Source organism: Serratia sp. EC4, from assembly GCF_059652115.1.
On record NZ_JBNIDE010000007.1, the window covers coordinates 96717 to 119812 of the forward strand.

Annotated in this window: 19 protein-coding genes; 14 read left to right on the forward strand and 5 right to left on the reverse strand. The window is 61.4% G+C overall.

The features are described from left to right. Window positions 1-54: 54 nt before the first annotated feature. From iolB to ACP39K_RS18570, 3 genes are all read left to right on the forward strand, one after another. A complete protein-coding gene (iolB, locus tag ACP39K_RS18560) occupies window positions 55-876 on the forward strand; it encodes a 5-deoxy-glucuronate isomerase (protein ID WP_033639188.1) in 822 nt (273 codons plus the stop codon). A 174-nt stretch (window positions 877-1050) separates the two neighbouring features. Beyond that, the gene (locus ACP39K_RS18565; RefSeq protein ID WP_004930864.1) at window positions 1051-1320 is read left to right on the forward strand and encodes a hypothetical protein; all 270 of its coding nucleotides are present in this window, start codon (window positions 1051-1053) and stop codon (window positions 1318-1320) included. Window positions 1321-1334: 14 nt separating this feature from the next. Continuing rightward, entirely contained in the window at window positions 1335-1673 is a 339-nt protein-coding gene (locus ACP39K_RS18570) for a type II toxin-antitoxin system RelE/ParE family toxin (protein WP_004930859.1), read from the forward strand. Window positions 1674-1714: 41 nt separating this feature from the next. On the opposite strand, the gene ACP39K_RS18575 is transcribed toward ACP39K_RS18570, so the two are convergent. Beyond that, the gene (locus ACP39K_RS18575) at window positions 1715-2551 is read right to left on the reverse strand and encodes a MurR/RpiR family transcriptional regulator (protein WP_004930856.1); all 837 of its coding nucleotides are present in this window, start codon (window positions 2549-2551) and stop codon (window positions 1715-1717) included. Window positions 2552-2754: 203 nt separating this feature from the next. Further along, entirely contained in the window at window positions 2755-4686 is a 1932-nt protein-coding gene (locus tag ACP39K_RS18580) for a bifunctional 5-dehydro-2-deoxygluconokinase/5-dehydro-2-deoxyphosphogluconate aldolase (RefSeq protein WP_089185108.1), read from the reverse strand. Window positions 4687-5235: 549 nt separating this feature from the next. Between ACP39K_RS18580 and iolD the strand changes: the two genes are divergently transcribed. From iolD to iolE, 4 genes are read left to right on the forward strand one after another with little or no spacing between them, the layout of a single operon-like run. After that, window positions 5236-7176, forward strand: a complete 1941-nt coding sequence (iolD, locus tag ACP39K_RS18585; protein ID WP_048796030.1) for a 3D-(3,5/4)-trihydroxycyclohexane-1,2-dione acylhydrolase (decyclizing) — start codon at window positions 5236-5238, stop codon at window positions 7174-7176. Window positions 7177-7217: 41 nt separating this feature from the next. Beyond that, window positions 7218-8231 (forward strand): bifunctional inositol 2-dehydrogenase/D-chiro-inositol 1-dehydrogenase, encoded by a 1014-nt coding sequence (gene iolG, locus ACP39K_RS18590; protein WP_016930405.1) that lies wholly within the window; start codon window positions 7218-7220, stop codon window positions 8229-8231. A gap of 39 nt (window positions 8232-8270) precedes the next feature. Then, window positions 8271-9155, forward strand: a complete 885-nt coding sequence (locus ACP39K_RS18595) for a sugar phosphate isomerase/epimerase family protein (protein WP_004930845.1) — start codon at window positions 8271-8273, stop codon at window positions 9153-9155. A gap of 59 nt (window positions 9156-9214) precedes the next feature. Then, window positions 9215-10111: a myo-inosose-2 dehydratase gene (gene iolE / locus ACP39K_RS18600; protein ID WP_089185107.1), complete on the forward strand. Its 897-nt coding sequence runs from the start codon at window positions 9215-9217 to the stop codon at window positions 10109-10111. A 61-nt stretch (window positions 10112-10172) separates the two neighbouring features. Here iolE and ACP39K_RS18605 read toward each other — a convergent pair whose 3' ends face one another. Further along, window positions 10173-11351, reverse strand: a complete 1179-nt coding sequence (locus ACP39K_RS18605) for a P1 family peptidase (RefSeq protein WP_016930403.1) — start codon at window positions 11349-11351, stop codon at window positions 10173-10175. Then, window positions 11344-11859, reverse strand: coding sequence for a GNAT family N-acetyltransferase (locus ACP39K_RS18610; protein ID WP_033639194.1), 516 nt, complete (start codon window positions 11857-11859; stop codon window positions 11344-11346). Before ACP39K_RS18610 ends, ACP39K_RS18605 begins: the two co-directional genes overlap by 8 nt. 390 nt (window positions 11860-12249) lie before the next feature. Between ACP39K_RS18610 and ACP39K_RS18615 the strand changes: the two genes are divergently transcribed. The 4 genes from ACP39K_RS18615 to gntK all read left to right on the forward strand — a co-directional run bounded on the left by ACP39K_RS18615 (window position 12250) and on the right by gntK (window position 16357). Beyond that, on the forward strand, window positions 12250-12945 hold the full coding sequence (locus tag ACP39K_RS18615; protein ID WP_004930835.1) for a pirin family protein: 696 nt from the start codon (window positions 12250-12252) through the stop codon (window positions 12943-12945). Between the two features lie 130 nt (window positions 12946-13075). Further along, window positions 13076-14071 (forward strand): gluconate operon transcriptional repressor GntR, encoded by a 996-nt coding sequence (gntR, locus tag ACP39K_RS18620; protein WP_033639195.1) that lies wholly within the window; start codon window positions 13076-13078, stop codon window positions 14069-14071. Between the two features lie 340 nt (window positions 14072-14411). Continuing rightward, window positions 14412-15728: a gluconate transporter gene (gene gntT, locus ACP39K_RS18625; RefSeq protein WP_016930400.1), complete on the forward strand. Its 1317-nt coding sequence runs from the start codon at window positions 14412-14414 to the stop codon at window positions 15726-15728. Window positions 15729-15829: 101 nt separating this feature from the next. Beyond that, window positions 15830-16357 carry a gluconokinase gene (gntK, locus tag ACP39K_RS18630; protein ID WP_033639197.1) on the forward strand — a complete coding sequence of 176 codons (528 nt, stop codon included), beginning with the start codon at window positions 15830-15832 and terminating at the stop codon, window positions 16355-16357. Window positions 16358-16387: 30 nt separating this feature from the next. Here the strand turns inward: gntK and ACP39K_RS18635 are convergent, their stop codons facing one another. Then, window positions 16388-16981: a YhgN family NAAT transporter gene (locus ACP39K_RS18635; RefSeq protein ID WP_025159894.1), complete on the reverse strand. Its 594-nt coding sequence runs from the start codon at window positions 16979-16981 to the stop codon at window positions 16388-16390. Window positions 16982-17376: 395 nt separating this feature from the next. Between ACP39K_RS18635 and asd the strand changes: the two genes are divergently transcribed. From asd to glgX, 3 genes are all read left to right on the forward strand, one after another. Then, the gene (gene asd, locus ACP39K_RS18640; protein WP_016930397.1) at window positions 17377-18480 is read left to right on the forward strand and encodes an aspartate-semialdehyde dehydrogenase; all 1104 of its coding nucleotides are present in this window, start codon (window positions 17377-17379) and stop codon (window positions 18478-18480) included. Window positions 18481-18923: 443 nt separating this feature from the next. Then, the gene (gene glgB / locus ACP39K_RS18645; protein ID WP_197788046.1) at window positions 18924-21110 is read left to right on the forward strand and encodes a 1,4-alpha-glucan branching enzyme; all 2187 of its coding nucleotides are present in this window, start codon (window positions 18924-18926) and stop codon (window positions 21108-21110) included. After that, window positions 21107-23089 (forward strand): glycogen debranching protein GlgX, encoded by a 1983-nt coding sequence (gene glgX / locus ACP39K_RS18650; protein WP_497008752.1) that lies wholly within the window; start codon window positions 21107-21109, stop codon window positions 23087-23089. The genes glgB and glgX overlap by 4 nt, the downstream gene beginning before the upstream one ends. Window positions 23090-23096 lie beyond the last annotated feature (7 nt).

Sequence of the window (23096 nt, forward strand, 5' to 3'; positions counted from 1 at the left end):
CGTTGCTCCTTTGGGGCAGCGGCCTTTGCACGGGGAGTTAACAGGAGAATCGAAATGTCTTCACTGCTTGCCAAATGTCAGGCGCCGAACGCCGAGGGGCGTATCCAGCACGTGACGCCGGAAAATGCCGGTTGGGGCTATGTCGGCTTTGACGTTTACCGCCTGGCCGCCGGGCAGTCGCTGCAGTTGGAATGCGGTGGCAGGGAACTGTGTCTGGTGCTGGTGGCCGGTATCGCCTCCGTCGCCACGCTGCGCGCCGAATACCCGCATATCGGCAAACGCATGAGCCCGTTCGAGCGCACGCCGCCTTACGCGGTGTACGTGCCGCACCACGATCGCATCGACGTGCGGGCAGAAACCGATCTGGAGTTGGCGGTGTGCAGCGCGCCCGGCAGCGGCCACCTGCCTTCACGGCTGATCACGCCGGCGGAAATCGGCGTGGAGCGGCGCGGCAAGGGGCGCAACCAGCGGTTGGTGCACAACATTCTGCCGGACAGCGAGCCGGCAGACAGTCTGCTGGTGGTGGAGGTTTACACCGACGAGGGCAACACCAGCTCCTACCCGAGCCACAAGCACGATCAAGAAGACTCGCCGGACGAAACCTATCTCGAAGAGACGTACTATCACCGCATTCAGCCGGAGCAAGGCTTCTGCATGCAGCGCGTCTATACCGACGATCGCACGCTCGACGAATGCATGCCGGTCTACAATCGCGACGTGGTGAAAGTGCCGCGCGGTTATCACCCGGTGGCGACCCTGGCGGGTTACGACAACTATTACCTCAACGTGATGGCCGGGCCGGTGCGGCAGTGGAAATTCACCTGGGAAAAAGACCACGCCTGGATTAACGGCGACGGCTATCCCGCCGCGCAATAAGCGCTTGAGGCCCGGCTTGCCGGGCTTTCTCTTTATCAGGGGATAAATTTGACCTAAATTTGCCCTCTATCTTGCTCAAATGATAACCTGTCCGCACGCGATTGCTCCCTGGCTGAGTGAATCTAACGAACCGCTGTTATGCAGTGAGAATGCCGGTACACAGGAGGAAAAATTATGACAACCACCATGTCTCAAAAAGCGGCGCGCGAAGGATTAGGTTCGCCCGATCTGTTTGAAGGCGGGGTTTACGTCACAAAAAATGGTGTTGCCGAGCTGTTTGTACAAACGGCGGCTGAGAGAGAGGCCGAAATACGGGAACGCAATCTCGAGCGCCAGTCCAACGCGTTGTTGAAACTGACTATGATGGCGAAGCAAGAGATTAAAAATCAGCGCGGTCTGTCGCCCGAAGAAACCTTGCAGCGGCTGCGTGACGCGCGGAAATAGACCCGAGGTGCAGGATGCCCCAGGAAATACGTTTTACCGTCGCGCCGGCGGCGGAATGGAGCCTGAAAGACATCGAGTCTTATAAGAGCGGAACGATAGGGGCCGTCGCAGCCGGGATGTTCGTGGACAATCTGTTGTTATCGTCCCTCGCGGCAATTGCCGACGATCCCGCCCGCTACCGCTTCAACGCCGTGCTGGCGGGCATGGGAGTGCGGTTGCACGAACGATTGGATCCCGACAGCGAATACCGCGTCATCTATGACTACGACGGCCAAACGGTGGAGATTCTGCTTTTCATCAGCATGAAGCAGGATCTGGAAAGCGCGCTCTACCGCTATTTGTTGCTGCAATAATCCCGCCGCGCCCGAGCCAGTCGGGCGCGTTCACATCCGCCTTACTCGTCCCGGGCGTTATTCAGCGCCAGCGAGACCGCCAGCGTCTGCGCCAGACACATCGAGGCCACCTGCGAACGGAACCCGTCCACCTGCGCTTCGCGCACCACGAAACAGACGTCGCTGAAGGCGGCCAGCGGGCTGACCTGGCTGTCGGTGATGGCGATCTGTTGCGCGCCGCGCTTGGCGCCCAATTCCACCAGTTCCACCGCCTCACGGGCGTACGGCGAATAGCTGATGGCGATCACCACGTCCTTCGGTTTCACCATGCTCAGCTGTTCGGTGAACATCCCGCCCAGCCCGTCAATCAGAAACGCGCGGCGCTCCAGATGGCGCAGCGCATAGGTGAGGTAGGAAGCGACGCTGAACGAGCGGCGCAGGCCGATCACGTAGATGTTTTCAGCGTTGTTGAGCAGCTCGACGGCGCGATCCAACTGCTCGGGAGCGATCTGCATCGCCAGCTGCTGCAGCGCCTGCGCGTTGACCATGGTGAATACGTTGAGAATCTCCGCCGGCTTCTCCGGCGCGACGTTGTCGTCGGTGGAGGTTTGGCGGAACAGGCGTGCGCGCTCGGTATAGTTCACCGTTTCCTCCATCAGATGCTGACGGAACACCTGCTTCATTTCGTTGAAGCCGCTGAAGCCGAAGGCGTTGGCGAAACGGATCAGGGTGGAAGGCGGCACGCTGGCCTGTGCGGCGATGGAGGCAACGGTATCGAAAGCGATGCTGTTACTGTTATCCAAAATATAGCGCGCCACCTGCTTCAAACGCTTGCTCAGCGTTTCATAACGGTGGCGGATCTCGTCCTGTAACAGCGAAAGTTGAGTTGGGTTGTTCATCCATTCGGCTCGCAGTGGGGTGAAGGCGCATTGGCCTGACGCCTGAAATATTGACAGGGTATTTTAACAGACGGAGCGGAAATTTCATTTCCTCAAAAAGCGATTTATTCGATCGCACATTGCGCGACTTCACAGAAAATGGGCAAAAAAATCCCCTTAAAGCGGCGAAATGGCCTTAAGGGGACGTGAACCTGCTGTGGCTGTCAGTGCGCGCCGCCCGCCTGCGGACGGTACTGGCGCCAGAAACCGATCAGCGTCAGGTATTTTTGTTTCACCTGCTCGATCAGGGCCGCGTCGTCGATTTCCCCCTGCAGCCAGCGGCGCGAAGGTTGGCCGAAAATGGTGCGGCCGACGGCGAAACCTTTGACCCAGCGCGCATCCGCGGCGGCGGCAAAGCCCGCCTTCAGCACCGCCTCCGGGGAGTCGAGCCCCAGGATCAGCACGCCGCGGCAGTCGGGATCGTAGGCGTCGATAAGGGCGCCGACCTGCCGCCAGTTTTCCGCGCTCAGCGGCGGCAGTTTCCACCAGTCCGGCTGAATGCCCAACTGGTAGAAGTGTTCAATCATCTCCAGGTAATAGCGTTCGTCTTTGTCGGCGTTGCTGTCCGGCAGGATCACCTCCAGCAGCAGTTCGTGGCCGGATTTGCAGCAGCCGCGGTAGACGTCGGCGATCAGCTCATCCTGTTCGCGGCGCAGTTCCGCCGCGTCGTGCGGGTGATAGAACACCAGGCACTTCACCACGTGCTCCTGCGGCCAGTCGATCAATTGCGAGCCAATATTGCCGTGCTCCAGGCGCAGCGGGCGCGAGCTGGGCAGCTCCACCGGCCGGCCGATCCACCATCCCTGGCCAGTGATTTCGTTCAGCGCCGCCTGCCCGTAGGTGGTGTCGGCCAGAATGCCGCTGTTGCCGTCGAGGCCGGCCTGCGCGGCAGCCTGTTGCGCCGCGGTGAGCAGCAGGGTCTTCAGGCGCGGAATGCGTTCCTCGCCGACGCCGGCTTCGCGCGCCATGTCCGCCAGCTGCTTGCGGTGATCGAAGGCGAACACGCACAGTTCCGGCCACTGTTGCTTGCGGGTGGTGACCCGGTGCAGGTGGTTCAGGCGTGCGTCGCGGTCCGGGCGCGTGACCTGTTGTTCACGCTGCAGGTAATCGTCCAGCTCCCGTTTGGTCGGCATCGCCGGCGCGCAGCCGTGGCGCGAAACCACCAATGCGCCGCAGGCGTTGGCGTAGCGGCAGGCCTGCTCCCAGCCTTCATCGTTCAGGTAGCCGCGCAGCAACCCGGACATAAAGGCGTCGCCGGCCCCCAGCACGTTCAGCACCTCCACCCGCACGCCGGCGTGCAGCTTCACCTGTTCCCAGTCGTCGGCGATGTCATCTTCGAACACCGAGCAGCCCTGCGCGCCGCGCTTGCACACCAGCGTGGCCGCCGTGGCCCGGCGCACGTTTTTCAGCGCCGTCAGCGTGTCGGTGCTGCCGCCGGCGATATGAAATTCCTCTTCAGTGCCGACGATCAGATCGAAATGGTGCAGCACCTCCTGCAGTTCACGGGTCACCTGGTCTGATTCCACAAAGCGGGTTTCGCCGTCCCCCAGCGACGTCAGCCCCCACAGTACCGGGCGGTAATCGATGTCGAGCGCGGTGCGCAGGCCGTGGCGGCGCGCATACTCCAGCGCCTTCAGCACCGCGGCGCGGGTGTTCGGGTGCGACAGGTGTGTGCCGGTGATGGCCAGCGCGCGCGCGGAGGCGATGTAGGCCTCGTCGATGTCGTCCGGCGTCAGCGCCATGTCCGCGCAGTTTTCGCGGTAGAAGATCAGCGGGAAGGTTTCCTGATCCTTGATGCCGAGGATCACCAGGCCGGTTAATCGTTGCTTGTCGGTGATCAGACAGCGGGTATCGGCCCCGACGCGCTGCAGCTCTTCACGCAGAAAGCGGCCCATGTGTTCATCGCCGACGCGGGCCAGCATGCCGGATTTCAACCCCTGAATGGCGGTGCCGTAGGCCACGTTGCCGGAAGAGCCGCCGAGGTATTTGGCGAATGTGCCGGCGTCTTCCAGACGCGCGCCGATCTGCTGAGCATAGAAATCGACGGCGATGCGCCCGAGACAAATGACATCAAGCTGTTTTTGTTGTGTAGCCATACCCGTTTCCTTCTGTTTAAGCAAAACTCCGGCGGCGGCCCGAGCGTGGCGCCCTGCAGGAAGCATGGGGACAGTATGGGGAATGAAAATTTCAATTTCAATATGAAATGAAATTTACACCCCAAAAATGTGATGTGTTTAAAACATCGACAGAGGCGTGGGAAAAGGCGGTGAACCGGCTGGATAAGGGCCGCCGGGGCCGTACATAAAAGGGAGGGTGAGGGCAGGGTAAAAGGCTGTCAGCCCATGTGCCAACGACTTTTAACGGCCGGTGCGCGGCACGAAGCCCATGAAGGCTGAACCACGAGATGAAACGCGCTTTTCATGTAATATGCGATCTTTATCGCAAAATGAAATGTTTCTTCTGTAATGTGATTTTATGAAAAATATATTTGTTTATAATCGCTTCACGTTTCAGGTTGTCGACTTCGTGAGCAGCGCGGGCATCGTCTGCTCAAGATAATAGCTGCCGCCGCGTAATACAAACACGGGATTGTCGGCTCGGCATGAGCGCTTTCCGGGGCGGCCCTCAATCTAAAGGGTGAGTAAATGGGCAAGATCAGGTTAACCATGGCGCAGGCGCTCGTCAGATTTCTCGATAACCAGTATCTGCTGGCCGACGGCGTGGAAACCAAATTCGTCGCGGGCATTTTCGCGATTTTCGGCCACGGCAACGTGCTGGGGCTGGGGCAGGCGCTGGAACAGGATAGCGGCGATCTGCGGGTGCACCAGGGCCGCAACGAGCAGGGGATGGCCCATGCGGCGATCGGCTTCGCCAAACAGAAGCTGCGTCGGCAAATTTACGCCTGCACCTCATCAGTCGGCCCCGGCGCCGCCAATATGATCACTGCCGCCGCCACCGCCACCGCTAACCGCATCCCTTTATTGCTGCTGCCGGGCGACGTTTACGCTTCTCGCCAGCCGGATCCGGTGTTGCAGCAAATCGAACAGTCTTACGATCTCAGCATCAGCACCAACGACGCGTTCCGTGCGGTGAGCAAATACTGGGATCGCATCGTGCGCCCGGAACAGCTGATGAGCGCCTGCATCAATGCGATGCGCGTGTTGACCGATCCGGCGGAAACCGGCGCGGTGACGCTGTGTCTGCCGCAGGACGTGCAGGGTGAAGCCTACGACTATCCCGACTATTTCTTCCAAAAACGCGTGCATCGGCTCGATCGCCGCCCGGCGACCGAGGGCATGTTGGCGGACGCCTTGGCGCTGCTGACGGCCAAACGCAAACCGCTGCTGGTGTGCGGCGGCGGCGTGAAATACTCGCAGGCCGGGCGGGCGCTGCGCGAATTCGCCGAGCGCTTCGGCATTCCGTTCGCCGAGACCCAGGCCGGCAAAGGCGCGGTGCCGAGCGACCATGAATTCAACCTCGGCGGCATCGGCGAAACCGGCTGCCTGGCGGCCAACACGCTGGCCCGACAGGCGGATTTGGTGATCGGCGTCGGCACCCGCTACACCGATTTCACCACCTCGTCCAAATGGCTGTTCCAACATCCGAGCGTCAGCTTCCTCAACGTCAACGTCAGCGCCTTCGACGCCGGCAAGCTTGACGGCGTGCAGGTGCTGGCGGACGCCCGCGAGGCGCTGAGCGAACTGGGCGCACGGCTGGCGCAGGCCGATTATCGCGCCGGCTGGGGCGACGCCATCGCCGCGGCGCGCAGCGCGCAGCATGAAGAGACCGAGCGGGTTTACGCGGTGGAATACAGCGGCGCAGGCTTTGTGCCGGAGATCGACGATCACCTCGATCGCGAGCGGGTGTTCGCCGAATTTATCGCTCAGACCGACTCGGCGATGACGCAAAGCCGGGTGCTGGGGGTGCTGAACCGCGAACTGCCGCCGGACAGCGTGATCGTCGCCGCCGCCGGCAGCCTGCCGGGCGACCTGCAGCGGGTGTGGCACAACCGCGGCGAGCACGGTTACCACGTGGAATACGGCTACTCCTGCATGGGGTACGAGGTGAACGCCGCATTGGGGGTCAAGCTGGCCGAGCCGCAGCGTGAGGTGTACGCGATGGTGGGTGACGGCGCGTTCATGATGCTGCATTCCGAGCTGGTCACCTCGATTCAGGAAGGCTGCAAGATCAACGTGGTGCTGTTCGACAACATGACCAACGGCTGCATCAACAACCTGCAGATGGAACATGGCATGGACAGTTACACCACCGAATTCCGCTTCCGCAATCCAGAGGGCGGCAAGCTCGACGGCAAACTGGTGCCGGTCGATTTCGCCATGCTGGCGGCGGCTTACGGCTGCAAAACCTATCGCGTCACCACCGAGCAGCAGCTGCTCGATGCGCTGGCCGACGCCCGCAGGCAGACCGTGTCCACGCTGCTCGACATCAAGGTGCTGCCGAAGACCATGGTGCACAAATATCTCAGCTGGTGGCGCGTGGGCGGTGCTCAGGTGGCCGACAGCGAGAAAATCGTCGAAGTGGCGCGCAAGCTGCAGGAAAACATCGATAAGGCGCGCGATTACTGATTCGTTTTCGAACACAACACACTTTCCAGAGGGTAGCGAAAATGACATTGAACATTGGGGTTATCGGCACCGGCGCCATCGGCCGCGATCATATCCGCCGCTGCAGCAAAGTTTTGCAGGGCGCCCGCGTCGTGGCGGTGAACGACATCAATCGCGACAACGCCGCCAAGGTGGTGAGCGATCTGCAGCTGGATGCGCGGGTGTATGACAACGGCCACGATCTGATCAAGGCCGCCGACGTGCAGGCGGTGCTGGTCACCTCCTGGGGGCCGAGTCATGAAGAGTTCGTGCTGGCGGCCATCGCCGCCGGCAAACCGGTATTCTGCGAGAAGCCGTTGGCGGTGACCGCGCAGGGCTGCAGAAACATCGTCGACGCCGAAGCGAAGCACGGCAAGCGGCTGGTGCAGGTCGGCTTTATGCGCCCCTATGACCAGGGGTATCGCGCGTTGAAACAGGTGCTGACCAGCGGCCAGATCGGCGAGCCGCTGATGCTGCACTGCGCGCACCGCAATCCGACGGTCGGCGAGGCCTACACCACCGATATGGCGATCACCGACACCCTGATCCACGAAATCGACGTGCTGCGCTGGCTGCTCGACGACGACTATGTGTCGGTGCAGGTGGTGTTCCCGCGCAAGAGCCCGAAGGCGTTCCCGCACCTGAAAGATCCGCAAATTGTGCTGTTTGAAACCGCCAAAGGGACGCGCATCGACGTCGAAATCTTCGTCAACTGCCAGTACGGCTACGACATTCAGTGTGAAGTGGTAGGGGAAACCGGCATCGCCAAACTGCCGGAGCCGTCCTCGGTGCAGATGCGCAGCGGCGCCCGCCTGTCGACCGAAATCCTGACCGACTGGAAGGATCGCTTTATCGACGCCTATGACGTCGAGCTGCAGGGGTTCATCAACGACGTGGCCGCGGGCAAATTGACCGGGCCTTCCGCCTGGGACGGCTACGCCGCCGCCGTGACCGCCGACGCCTGCGTGGCCGCCCAGCTCAGCGGCGAGATCGTGCCGGTGACCCTGCCGGCGCGCCCGGCGTTTTACGGCAAATAACCGCTCGCAGCGCGTACCCATGATTGTAGAGGAATGACCATGAAGATCGCTTTTGATGTCGACGTTATCCGGGATTTGGGTGTCACCAAAATGGTTCAGCAGGTGGCGGACTGGGGCTACAAATACATCGAGCAGTCGCCGCACCCGCAGATCAACCCGTTTTACAAACATCCGAAGGCCAGCCGCGAAATCATGGCGGAGTATAAAAACGCCCTGAAAGCGACCGGCGTGGAGATCTCCTCATTTATCGTGGTGTATCGCTGGTCCGGGCCGGGGGAAGATCGCCGCCAGGCGGCGGTCAAAAACTGGCGGCGGATGATCGAAATCGCGGTGGAAATGGGCGTGCAGGTGATCAACACCGAACTGGCCGGCAACCCCAACGAACCGGAGATCTGCGAGGAGCTGTGGTATCGCTCGATGGAGGAGCTGCTGCCGATCGTTGAGCGCGAGGGTATTCGTATGGAGATCCAGTCGCACCCGTGGGACTTCTGCGAGCTGAGCAACGAAACCGCCGATCTGGTGAAGTCGCTGCGCAGCGACCACGTCAAATACCTCTACAGCGTGCCGCACACCTTCTACTACGACAAGGGACAGGGTGACGTAGCCGGCATGCTGCAGTACGCCGGGGACGATCTTTCCCACGTGCTGATCGCCGACACCATGAATCACACCAAGCATTGCCGTTATATCGTCAACCCGCCAGGCGTTGACGCCGCGGTGCACCAGCACGTCGGCATCGGCGAAGGCGAAGTGAATTTCGACGCCCTGTTCCAGACGCTGCGCGACATGGAATTCGCCAACCGCAGCTTCAAGGTCGGCGGCGAATCGATCATCTGCACCTCGCTGTTCGGCTACCCGGAAAAGATGCCGAGCCAGGCGGTGGCGACCAGAGAACGCATCGAAAGAGAGCTGTTGGGCAAATAATCTGATTCGGCTCGCCGGCGGCGTTTGTACCGGCGGCCCTGCAAGGACCGAGGCAAACCATGAATAAAGACAACGTGAAATTGGCCATTGCGCCGATCGGCTGGACCAACGATGACATGCCCGATTTGGGCAAGGAAAACACCTTCCAGCAGTGCGTCAGTGAAATGGCGCTGGCCGGTTTCACCGGCAGCGAAGTGGGCAGCAAATACCCGCGCGATCCGGCGGTGCTGAAACCGATGCTGGATATTCGCGGCATCCAGATCTGCAACGCCTGGTTCAGCACCTTTTTCGCCGACGGCCAGAAAGACAAAACCATTGATGAATTTATCAACCACATGAATTTCCTGCATGCCATGGGCGCCAAGGTGATCGGCTGCTCCGAGCAGAGCAAGAGCATTCAGGGCACCACCAAAGGCGTGTTCGAAGAGAAGCCGTATTTCAGCGATGAAGAGTGGCGGCGGGTGGCCGACGGTTACAACGAGTTGGCGAAGATCGCCGCCGATAAAGGCATGCAGGTGTGCCTGCACCACCACATGGGCACCGGCATTCAGACCACGGCCGAAATCGATCGCTACATGAGCATGGTCAACGACGACGTTTATCTGCTGTTCGATACCGGCCACGCCTACTATTCGGAAGGCAGCCAACAGGCGATGATGGCGATCCTGGAGAAGTATCTGCCGCGCATCAACCATGTCCACCTGAAGGACGTGCGCGATGAGGTGGTGGCGGAAGTGAAGGCCAACAAGCTGAGTTTCCTCGATGGCGTGAAGAAGGGCACTTTCACCGTGCCGGGTGATGGCGTGATCGATTTCAGACCGGTGTTCAAGCTGCTGGACGAGCGCGGTTACAAAGGGTGGATGGTGGTGGAGGCCGAGCAGGATCCGGCGCTGGCCAACCCGTTCGAGTATGCGGTGAAGGCGCGCCGTTATATTCGGGAAACCGCCGGCATTTAGGCGGCGAGGGGCAATAGAGATCGAGGGGCGCCGCCGGCGCCCCTTTTTTGATGGCGGCGCGTTAGCCGCCGAGCGTTTGCCAGGTTGTGACCTGGCTGCCCGGCCACGGCGTGGCGGCGTATACGCCACGGGCGATCGCTCGAGCGAGGGTGTCCGCCGCCAGCGCGCCGATCTGCAGCACCGCCAGTTCACGGCTGCCCTGCACCTCGCGCTGCCCGGTGGACAGGGCGAACACCACGTCGCCGTCAAACGGGCTGTGCAGCGGGCGGATGGCGCGCGCCATGCCGTCTTGCGCCATGATGGCCACCCGTTTCAACTCCACCCGCGTCAGCGCCAGGTCGGTGGCGATGCAGGCCAGGGTGGTGTTCTTTCTGCCGCCCTGCGGCTCTTGCACCATCCCGTCTTCGCCCTGCGCACGCAGCTGCGCCAGAGCCGCCGCGCCGCCGTTGCCGAATTCACCATCAATTTCATAGGGCGTCGCCCAGAAGGCGCGGGTGCCGGGCGCTACCACCGCACCCAGGCTGTTGACCGCCACCAGTGCGCCGACGGTAGCGCCATTGGCGGCAACGATCGATGCCGAACCGAGCCCGCCTTTCAGCTTGCCCATGCCGGTCATGGCGCCGTAGCCGGCGCCGACGGTGCCCAGCGGAAAGTCCAGGCCGGCCTTGCCGACCGCGTCGATGCCCAGTTGGCGATACGGCGGCGTGAGCTGCCAGTTTTTATCGCCGCCGTTGGCCAGGTCGTACAGGCAGGCGGTGGGCACGATAGGTGAGACCGGCACGCCGGGGGCCGGCCGCAGCGCATAGCCTCTGCCTTGTAGCCCGAGCCAGGCCGCGACGCCGTCCGCCGCCGCCAGGCCGTATACCGAACCGCCGCTGAACGTCAGCGCATCGATGGTCTGTACCAAATTGTCCTCACCCAGCGCGTCGGTTTCCCGGGTGGCGGGGCCGCCGCCGCGCACGTCCACGGCGGCAATCGCCGGGCCGTCCGGCAGGATCACCGTCGCGCCGGTGCGCACCCGGCTGTCCTGCGCCACGCCGACCTTCAGGCCGGGTACATCGGTAATCAGATTGCGGGCGCCAGGGCGCCCGGCGGCGGAAGTTGGCATAGCGGCACCTAATGGGGTGAAGGGGGGGAACATGCCGGCGGCGGTCAGGCCGGCCAGCGCGTGTAAAAAGGTTCGGCGGTTGATATTCAGGGGCCGGCGCAGCGGCCCCTGCGGGGGGATGATATCACGCATCGCCGCGCGGCTGCCCGGAGCGAAAACGCGCCATATGGTAGGCATCGACCAGCACGCCGTCGCGCATGGCGAAAGCGCGGCTGGTGCCTTCAATCTCAAAACCGAACTTGCGATACAGCGCGATGGCCGCCGGGTTGTCGGTAAACACCGTCAGTTCGATGCGCTCGATGGCCGCCCAGTTGTCGCACAGGTCGATCATCGCCTGCATCAGGCGGCTGCCGACGCCTTTACCGTGGTAGCGCGGATCGACGCCGATGCCGAAGGTGGCCACGTGGCGGCGGCGCACGCGCTGATTCAGCATCACGGCTAACTGACCGACAAGCTGTCCGTCAACGAAGGCCGCCAGGTTATGCGTGCCCGGTTCGGGATTGGCGAGGCGTTTATGCCACAGGTCGACTGTCGGTAGCGGTAGGTGCAGCGTATCGCGGTAGACGGGCGTCTGAGAATAAAGATGATGCAGGGCCTGCGCATCCGATGTTTCCACGTGGCGTATCGCGATCTCGCTCATCTCGCTGCTCCTTTTGCTTACCGGTTGAATAACCTCTGAATTTATCCGTTTACTGCCTTGAGTCAATATTATTTCAACGGGTCAAAAAAAACGCTTTACAGGTGCGAATGATAATGATTATTATTGCGATGCGTTCCGGGGAGGGCATCAACCCTTGATACTCTCGCTGCGAAGGCACGACATTGCTCACATTGCTTCCAGTGTTTACTTAGCCAGCTCGGGTGCTGGCTTTTTTTTTGCCCTTTTTTCAGCCGTTTCCGCCTTCAACAAATCCGCTGCCCATCAGCTGTTTCATTCCATCGAAATTTTTGAACAGAGGCATGAGTTTTTTACGCTTTCTTATTCTGCTGGCAGGACTAGACTGTAAAAAAACATTGAGGAGAGTTGAATATGATTTATGTACGTAAAGCGGAAGACCGCGGCCACGCCAATCATGGCTGGCTGGATAGCTGGCACACCTTCTCATTTGCCGATTACTACGATCCGAACTTTATGGGATTCTCGGCGCTGCGGGTGATCAACGAAGATGTGATCGATGCAGGGCAGGGTTTCGGTACTCACCCGCATAAAGACATGGAAATCCTGACCTACGTGCTGAGCGGCACGGTGGAACATCAGGACAGCATGGGCAATAAGGAGCAGATCCAGGCCGGTGAATTCCAGATCATGAGTGCGGGCACCGGGGTGCGTCACTCCGAGTACAATGCCAATCAGGATCGCCCGTTGCACCTGTACCAGATTTGGATCATCCCGGATCAGGTCGGGCTGGAGCCACGCTATGAGCAGCGCATGTTCGACGCGCCGCAGGGCCGTCAGCTGGTGCTGTCGCCGGATGCGCGTGACGGCTCGCTGAAGGTGTTCCAGGATATGACGCTGTCGCGTTGGGCGCTGAATAAAGGCGAGCAGGGGGAATGCCCGATCGCCGCCGGCCGTCGCGTTTGGATCCAGGTGGTGCGCGGCAAGGTCTCGGTCAACGGCCAGACCGCCGGCATCAGCGACGCGTTCGCGGTGTGGGATGAATCGGCGCTGACGATCCAGGCCGACGAAGAGAGCGAAATCCTGCTGTTCGATCTGCCGCCAGTGTGATTAAGCGGTAAATATCAAGGGCTCACGGTGTGAGCCCTTTTTGCGTTGGCCGTCGCATAACCGACAATATCGGCCCGCCGTTTTTTTTGCTAAAATGACTGCCCATTCATGGTTAGTCAGTTCATTGATAATGAAGAAAAAACGGCCGGTACTCCAGGATGTGGCGGACAAGGTGGGCGTGACCAAGATGACGGTGAGCCGTTATCTGCGCAATCCCGACCAGGTTTCCGTCGCCCTGCAGCAAAAAATCGCCGTCGCGCTGGATGAGCTGGGCTACATCCCCAACCGCGCGCCGGACATCCTCTCCAACGCCACCAGCCGGGCGATTGGCGTGCTGTTGCCGTCGCTGACCAACCAGGTGTTCGCCGAAGTGCTGCGCGGCATCGAAAGCGTCACCGACGCGCACAACTACCAGACCATGCTGGCGCACTATGGTTATCTGCCGGAGCGTGAAGAAGAGCGTCTGACTTCGCTGCTTTCTTACAATATCGACGGCCTGATCCTGTCCGAGCGCCACCATACGCCGCGCACCCTGAAGATGATCGAGGTGGCGGGCATTCCGGTGGTGGAACTGATGGACTGCGTCTCGCCGTGCATCGATCTGGCGGTGGGCTTCAACAACTTCGAGGCGGCGCGCCAGATGACCCAACAGATCATCGCGCACGGCCACCGTCACGTAGTCTATTTCGGCGCTCGCCAGGATGAGCGTACTATTATCAAGCAGCAGGGGTATGAGCAGGCGATGCGCGAATCCGGCCTGGAGCCGTACAGCATCATGACCGCGCGTTCTTCCTCTTATTCCGCCGGCGGGGAGCTGTTGCGCCAGGCGCAGCGTGACTATCCGCAGATCGACAGTATCTTCTGCACCAACGATGACCTGGCGATCGGCGCGGCCTTTGAATGCCAGCGGCAGGGGCTGTCGATCCCGCAGGAGATGGCGATCGCTGGCTTCCACGGCCATGACATCGGCCAGGTGATGGTGCCGAAGCTGGCCAGCGTGCTGACGCCGCGTGAACGCATGGGGCAGATCGGCGCCGAGCGCCTGCTGGCCCGGCTGCGCGGTGAAACGGTGTGCCCGCGCATGGTGGACGTCGGTTTCACCGTGATCCCCGGCGGCAGTATCTGAGCCATTTTAACGTTCTGTTTTAACACCCTTTCTTTTTGCAGCGCGCCCTGAGGCGCGCTGGTTATCCCGCCTGTAAGCCCGCAGCTCGTTGCCGACATAAGTTTGATCTCTGTCCCAGAACGCGAATTTTAGCCGATTACCCGGTTCCGGTGCTTATTCTGTTACCGGTATCATGATACCGGTAACAACGAGTGCGCGGTCATCTTGCTGCAAGACTGAACCTCTGACTCAACAACACCTACAGCTCTTCTTAAACACCGGGAAAGAGCCTAAAAATAAAACAACCGCACGCTTTACGCCTATCGTAAAGAGAGTCGCGATAAAAGGTTGGAGAAAAACTATGCCATTAGTGATTGTTGCAGGCGGCGTAGCGCTGCTGCTGCTGCTGATGATCCGCTTCAAGCTGAACGGCTTTATCTCTCTGGTTCTGGTTGCCCTGGCGGTCGGGATTGCACAGGGTATGCCGGTCGATAAGGTCATCGGCTCCATCAAGGCCGGCGTGGGCGGCACGCTGGGCAGCCTGGCGCTGATCATGGGCTTCGGCGCCATGCTCGGCAAGCTGCTGGCGGACTGCGGCGGCGCACAGCGCATCGCCACCACGCTGATCGACAAGTTCGGCAGAAAACACATTCAATGGGCGGTGGTGCTGACCGGCTTCACCGTCGGCTTCGCGCTGTTCTACGAAGTGGGCTTCGTGCTGTTGCTGCCGCTGGTGTTCACCATCGCCGCCTCCGCGCGCATTCCGCTGCTGTACGTCGGCGTGCCGATGGCCGCCGCGTTGTCGGTGACTCACGGCTTCCTGCCGCCGCACCCAGGCCCGACCGCCATCGCCACCATCTTCCATGCCGACATGGGTAAAACCCTGCTGTACGGCACGCTGCTGGCGATCCCGACGGTGATCCTGGCCGGCCCGGTCTATGCCCGCTTCCTGAAAGGCATTGACAAGCCGGTGCCGGAAGGCCTGTACAACCCGAAAACCTTTACCGACGCGGAGATGCCGAGCTTTGGCGTCAGCGTTGCCACGTCGCTGGTGCCGGTGATCCTGATGGCGCTGCGCGCGGTCGCTGAAATGGTGCTGCCGAAGGGCCACAGCCTGCTGCGCTTCGCCGAGTTCTTCGGCGACCCGGTGATGGCGACCCTGATCGCCGTGCTGATCGCCATCTTCACCTTCGGCCTGAACCGCGGCCGCACCATGGATGAAGTGATGGGCACCATCACTGACTCGATTAAAATCATCGCCATGATGCTGTTGATCATCGGCGGCGGCGGCGCCTTCAAGCAGGTGCTGGTGGACAGCGGCGTCGAGCAGTACATCGCCGGCCTGATGGAAGGCAGCAACGTTTCGCCGATTCTGATGGCCTGGTCAATCGCCGCCGCGCTGCGTCTGGCGCTGGGTTCCGCCACCGTGGCGGCGATCACCGCCGGCGGCATCGTCGCGCCGCTGATCGCCACCACCGGCGTCAGCCCTGAGCTGATGGTGATTGCGGTCGGTTCCGGCAGCGTCATCTTCTCGCACGTCAACGATCCGGGCTTCTGGCTGTTCAAGGAGTACTTCAACCTGAGCATCATGGAAACCATCAAATCCTGGTCGGTGTTGGAAACCATTATCTCGGTGTGCGGCCTGGTGGGCTGCCTGCTGCTGGCGACGGTCGTATAATCTTTATCCGGCGCCCCGCGGGGCGCCGGCGTTCCAGAGTATCTTTATCAGTTGGGACGCATGTGGCGCGCTCGCGCCAGTTCCCATAAGGGCATGACACAATGAGTAATCCGCAGAATCACGTATTTGTTTTGATGGGCGTTTCCGGCAGCGGCAAATCCGCCGTGGCCAGCGCCGTCGCCCACGAGGCCAACGCCGCCATGCTGGATGGTGACTACCTGCACCCGCGCGCCAACATCATCAAAATGTCCTCCGGGCATGCGTTGGACGACAACGATCGCGCTCCGTGGCTGGCGGCCCTGAACGACGCCATCTTCGCCATGCAGCGCACCAATGATGTGTCGCTGCTGGTGTGCTCGGCGCTGAAGAAAAGCTATCGCGATCGCCTGCGCGACGGCAATCTCAACCTGCATTTCCTGTATCTGAAAGGCGACCAGTCGGTGATCGAGGAGCGTCTGAAGCAGCGCAAGGGCCACTTCTTCAAGCCGCAGATGTTGATTTCCCAGTTCGCCACGCTGGAAGAGCCGGGCGAGCAGGAACCGGATGTGCAAGCGATCGACATCAACCAGCCGTTGGACGGCGTGGTCGCCGATACGCTCGCCCATATTCGCCGCGTTACCGCCCGCTAAGCGCGGACCGTTGTCGGCGCCGCCAGGCGCCTACAGCTTCATGTAAGCCCGCACGCCATCCAGGAACATCTGGGTCGACAGCATCACCAGAATCAGCCCCATCAACCGCTCCAGCGCGCTGACGCCTTTGCTGCCCAGCAGGCGCAGGAACAGGTTCGACATCAGCAAAATGGCCGCAGAGAGACCCCAGGCGATCAGCAGCGCCGCCACCAGATGGGGCAACTGATGCGGGTATTGGTGCGACAGCAGCATCAATGCAGCCAGAATCGACGGCCCGGCCACCAGCGGGATCGCCAGCGGCACCAGGAACGGCTCCTCGCCGGCGGACAGCCCGGAGCTATTTCCCTCCTGCGAGGGAAAGATCATCTTGATGGCGATCAGAAACAGGATGATGCCGCCGGAAATGGAGACGGTTTCGGTACGCAGGTTGAGGAACGCCAGAATTTTCTCGCCGGCGAACAGGAAAATCAGCATCAGCAGCAGGGCGATCAGCAGCTCGCGGATCAGCACCACCCGGCGGCGGCGCGGCTCCAGATGCTTGAGCACCGACATGAAAATCGGCAGATTGCCCAGCGGATCCATAATTAAAAACAGCAATACCGTAGCGGAAATCATCTCTGTCATGGTGACCTCGTGATCGGGAAAACGCCTCGGCCTTTCCGGCCGCGTCCTTGCCTATCCCCTATGGATTTCAAATTGCAGCTAGGCGCCCAGCGATCGCATCCCCAGGAGCTTACTCAAGTAAGTGACTGGGGTATGACAAATCTGCCGGGAGCAGATTTGAACGCTGCTCGCAGCGGCCCCTTGGGGCGTGGCCCACGGATGGGCCACGTAACTACGTGCAGGTAACAACGCTGCAGTTTGAAAGACGACGGGTATATAAGAAGGATTGCTGAGAAATCCTCAGCCATCGAATAAATTCACTTTGCGCCCGCGCCGACATTTTGTAAGGTGAGGAGATATTGCACACAACTCGTTATCACCTACATAAGCCCTTATCCGGGCGGGACACAGATATTATGAAAAACGTTGGTTTCATCGGTTGGCGCGGAATGGTCGGCTCGGTTCTCATGCAACGCATGACGGAAGAGCGCGATTTCGACGCCATTCGCCCGGTCTTTTTCTCCACCTCGCAGCACGGTTCCGCCGCGCCGGCCTTCGGCGGCCAGCAGGGCACGCTGCAGGATGCGTATGACATCGACGCGCTGAGCGCGCTCGATATCATTATTACCTGTCAGGGCGGCGATTATACCAACGAAGTTTATCCTAAGCTGCGCGCCAGCGGTTGGCAGGGTTACTGGATCGACGCGGCCTCGTCGCTGCGCATGCAGGACGACGCCATCATCATCCTGGATCCGGTCAACCACGCGGTGATTCAGCAGGGCCTGGACAAAGGCATCAAAACCTTCGTCGGCGGCAACTGCACCGTCAGCCTGATGCTGATGTCGCTCGGCGGCCTGTTCGCCAACGATCTGGTGGAGTGGGCGTCGGTCGCCACCTACCAGGCGGCCTCCGGCGGCGGCGCGCGCCACATGCGCGAACTGCTGACCCAAATGGGCATGCTGCATGCCGACGTGGCGAAAGAGCTGCAGGATCCGGCTTCCGCCATCCTGGATATCGAGCGCAAGGTGACCGAAGCCACGCGCAGCGGCAAACTGCCGACCGATAACTTCGGCGTCCCGCTGGCCGGCAGCCTGATCCCGTGGATCGACAAGCAGCTCGACAACGGCCAGAGCCGTGAAGAGTGGAAGGGTCAGGCGGAAACCAACAAGATTCTGAATACCGGCAGCGTGATCCCGGTCGACGGTCTGTGCGTGCGCGTCGGCGCGCTGCGCTGCCACAGCCAGGCGTTCACCCTGAAGCTGAAAAAAGACGTGTCGCTGCCGGAAATCGAGCAGATGCTGGCGACGCACAACGACTGGGTGCGCGTGATCCCGAACGACCGCGAACTGACCATGCGCGAACTGACGCCGGCGGCAGTGACCGGCACGCTGAATACGCCGGTCGGCCGTCTGCGCAAGCTGAATATGGGGCCGGAGTATCTATCGGCGTTCACCGTGGGCGACCAGCTGCTGTGGGGCGCGGCCGAGCCGCTGCGCCGCATGTTGCGCATCCTGCTGTAAACCCGCACTTCCAGGGGGCTGGCTGCTTTAAGCCCCCTAATGCCTTATTTTCCGCTTTTTTGTTCGCCGCGCACCGCGTCGGGCAACGTCATCGCAAGCCTCGTTTCAATGGGCGGGATCCCGCCTATCTCCTCGTCAGTCACTGCATGCAAACGCCGCCAGGCTGGCAGTTTTCTTAATGAAGAATTTTCCTGAGCAATGCCGAGCAGTTTTTAACAGACATTGGCTATGCTTAACGCATGGGTGAACACTTTTTCACCATGACTGAAATATTTCAAAAAATAAGCATAAAGAGCGAAATTCAGGTCGGCAGAGTAAAGATTGGTCAATAACCGACCGCAATCACGCTTTAGAGTCCGAATGCATTGCATGATGACCAAAACGGCCAAGGAATAACCAACAAGCCGTGCTTAGATCATGCTGTTAATCTAAGGAAGAAGACTATGCCTGTACTTCCCGATCGTGACGTGATTGATCAGATCATCTCCGGCCATTACGCCGACCCCTTTGCTCTGCTTGGCATGCATGCGACCGATAACGGTCTGCAGGTGCGCGCGCTGCTGCCCGATGCTACCGAAGTTTGGCTGGTGGAACAGCAAACCGGCCGGCGGCTGGCGCAGTTGAACTGCGACGATCCGCGCGGTTTCTTCAGCGCCGTGGTGCCGCGGCGAAAAAATCCTTTCCGCTATCAGCTGCAGGTCAGCTGGCGCGATCATCAACAGATCGTCGACGATCCCTACCGGTTTGGCCCGCTGCTGCAGGATATCGACAGTTGGCTATTGGCCGAGGGCACGCATTTGCGTCCCTATGAACGGCTGGGCGCCCATCTTGTTACGCTGGATGGCATCGACGGCGTCAGTTTTGCGGTCTGGGCGCCCAACGCCCAGCGCGTCTCGGTGGTGGGGGAGTTCAACTTCTGGGACGGCCGCCGCCATCCGATGCGTCTGCGGCGTGAAAACGGCATCTGGGAGCTGTTCCTGCCCGGCGTGCGGGCCGGCCAGCTGTACAAATATGAAATCGTCGATTGCTACGGCAATACCCAGCTGAAAGCCGATCCTTACGCCTTCGAGGCGCAGATGCGCCCGGACACCGCCTCGCTGGTGGCGCCGCTGCCGGAGGTGGTGCCGTCGACGCCGGCGCGCCGCCGCGCCAACGATTTTGACCAGCCGATCGCCATCTACGAGGTGCATCTCGGCTCATGGCGCCGCCACACTGACAACCACTTCTGGCTCAGCTACGGCGAGCTGGCGGTGCAGCTGATCGACTATGTGAAGGACATGGGATTCACCCATATCGAGCTGCTGCCGATCAACGAGCACCCGTTCGACGGCAGCTGGGGCTATCAGCCGCTGGGGCTGTATGCGCCGACCCGGCGCTTCGGCACGCCGGCCGACTTCAGGGCGTTTGTGGCGGCGGCGCATGAGGCGGGCATCAACGTGATCCTCGACTGGGTGCCGGGGCACTTCCCGAGCGACGCCTACGGCCTGGCGAATTTCGACGGCACTGCGCTGTACGAGTACGCCGATCCGCGCGAGGGCTACCATCAGGACTGGAATACGCTGATCTACAACTACGGTCGCCACGAGGTGCGCAACTACCTGGCGGGCAACGCGCTGTATTGGCTGGAGCGTTTCGGCATCGACGCGCTGCGGGTCGATGCGGTGGCGTCGATGATCTATCGCGATTACAGCCGCGCCGACGGCGAGTGGGTGCCGAATTACTATGGCGGCAACGAGAACCTGGAGGCCATCGCCTTCCTGCGTTATACCAACCAGACTATCGGCCAGGCGCAGCCGGGCGCGGTGACGCTGGCGGAGGAGTCCACCGACTATCCCGGCGTCACCCTGCCGCCGGATGCCAACGGCCTGGGGTTCCACTACAAATGGAACCTCGGCTGGATGCACGACACGCTCAATTACATGAAGTGCGATCCGGTGCACCGCAAGTATCACCACAACCAGATGACCTTCGGCATGCTTTACGCCTATACCGAGAACTTCGTGTTGCCTATCTCGCACGATGAAGTGGTGCACGGCAAAAAATCGATCCTTGACCGTATGCCGGGCGATGCCTGGCAAAAGTTCGCCAACCTGCGCGCCTATTACGGCTTTATGTGGGCGCATCCGGGCAAAAAGCTGCTGTTTATGGGCTGCGAGTTCGCGCAAGGGCGCGAGTGGAATTTCGATACCAGCCTTGACTGGCATTTACTGGAAGGGCTGGATAACTGGCATAACGGCGTGCAGCGGTTGGTGCGCGATCTGAACCACTGCTACCGCCAGCAGGCGCCGCTGTACGAGCGCGACTACCGCCCGGACGGCTTCGAATGGCTGGTGGTCGACGATCACGACAACTCGGTGTTCGCCTTCGCGCGCTACGATTCGCAGGGCAATGAGTTGATCGCCATCAGCAACTTTACCCCAGTGCCGCGCTACCGCTACCGCATCGGCCTCTCGCGCGCCGGTGACTACCGCGAGATCCTCAATACCGATTCGCACCACTATCACGGCAGCAACGCCGGCAATCAGGGGCGGGTCTCTTCCGAAGCGGTCGGCAGCCACGGCCGCGACTTCTCCATCTGCGTAACGTTGCCGCCGCTGGCGACCATTTATCTGCTGCGGGAGGCGCCATGACGGAGCTGACAGCCGGCCTCGCCGCGCCGCTGGGCGCGCAGTACGACGGCGAAGGCATCAACTTTACCCTGTACTCGGCGCACGCCGAGCGGGTGGAGTTGTGCCTGTTCGACGGCCAGCAGCGCGAAGTGCGCCTGCCGCTGCCGGCGCGCAGCGGCGATATCTGGCATGGCTATTTGCCGGGCGGCAAGCCGGGACAACGTTACGGTTACCGGGTCTACGGCCCGTTTGATCCGGCGAACGGGCAGCGCTTCAACCCCAACAAATTGGCGCTCGATCCGGCCGCGCGCGCGGTGGAAGGGCCGGTGGCGGACCACCCGCACCTGCACGGCGGTTACGAGCAGCCGGACCCGCACGACAGCGCGGAGCTGATGCCGAAATGCGTGGTGGTGGACGAACGGTACGACTGGCAGGACGATCGCCCGCCCGCCACGCCCTGGGGGCAGACGGTGATTTACGAAGCGCACGTGCGCGGTCTGACGCTGCTGCACCCGCAGATACCGCCGGCGCTGCGCGGCAGCTTCGCCGCATTGGGGCACCCGGCGATGATCGCCCACTTCAAACGCCTCGGCATCACCGCGCTGGAACTGCTGCCGGTGCAGCAACATACCTCCGAACCGCGCCTGCAGCGGCTGGGGCTGATCAACTATTGGGGCTATAACGTGCTGGCGCCCTATGCGCCGGACAACCGCTACGCCAGCCTGAGCACCGATGCCACGCCGCTCAACGAATTCCGCGATGCAGTCAAGGCGCTGCACCAAGCCGGCATCGAAGTGATCCTCGATGTGGTGTTTAACCACAGCGCCGAGCTGGATAGGGACGGGCCGATGCTGTCGCTGAGCGGCATCGATAACCTGAGCTACTACTGGCTGACGCCCGAAGGGGACTATGTCAACGATACCGGCTGCGGCAACACGCTGCGGTTGGATCAGCCGCAGGGCGTGGCCTGGGTGATGGATTGCCTGCGTTTTTGGGTGCGGGAGTGCCACGTCGACGGCTTCCGTTTCGATCTGGGCAGCGTGCTCGGCCGCACGCCGGGGTTCGATCGCGATGCGCCGCTGTTCCAGGCGATGCTGGCGGACGATCTGCTGTCGCGCTGCAAGCTGATCGCCGAACCCTGGGACATTGGCCCCGGCGGTTATCAGGTGGGGGCGTTCCCCGGCCGCTTCGCCGAATGGAACGACCATTACCGCGACGACATGCGCCGTTTCTGGCTGCAGAGCGGCGTGTCGCTCGGCCAGTTCGCCCAGCGTTTTGCCGCCTCGAGCGATCTGTACAACCAGCGCGGGCGGGCGCCTTACGCCACCGTCAACATGCTGACCGCCCATGACGGGTTTACCCTGCAGGACGTGGTCAGCTTCAACGAGAAACACAATCAGCCGAACGGCGAGGGCAACCGCGACGGCAGCGATCGCAATTTCAGCAACAACCACGGCGTCGAAGGCCTGGTCGCCGACGACGCCATTGTGCAACGCCGCAGGGCCAGCCAGCGGGCGATGCTCGCCACGCTGTTGCTGTCCCAGGGTACGCCGATGCTGCTGGCCGGCGATGAACAGGGACACAGCCAGCAGGGGAACAACAATGCCTATTGTCAGGACAACGCCACCACCTGGCTCGACTGGGCCACGGCGGACGACGCGCTGACCGATTACGTCGCGGCGCTGATCGCGCTGCGCCGCCAGATCCCCGCGCTGCAGCAGGACCGCTGGTGGCAGCAGGACGACGGCAGCGTGCAGTGGCTGAACGCGCAAGGCCAGCCGCTCGACGCGCAGCAGTGGGAGCGGGGCGAGTTGCTCATGCAGATCCTGCTGTCGCAGCGCTGGCTGCTGCTGGTCAACGCCACGCCGCAAACGACGGAGATGAGATTGCCGGAAGGCGATTGGCAGGTTGTCGCTCCGTTCACTCAGGAAGACTCACGGGCGGTATTGCCCGCCTGGCACCAGGCCGCGCGCTCGCTTTGCGTACTGGTACGGAAATAATAAAAGG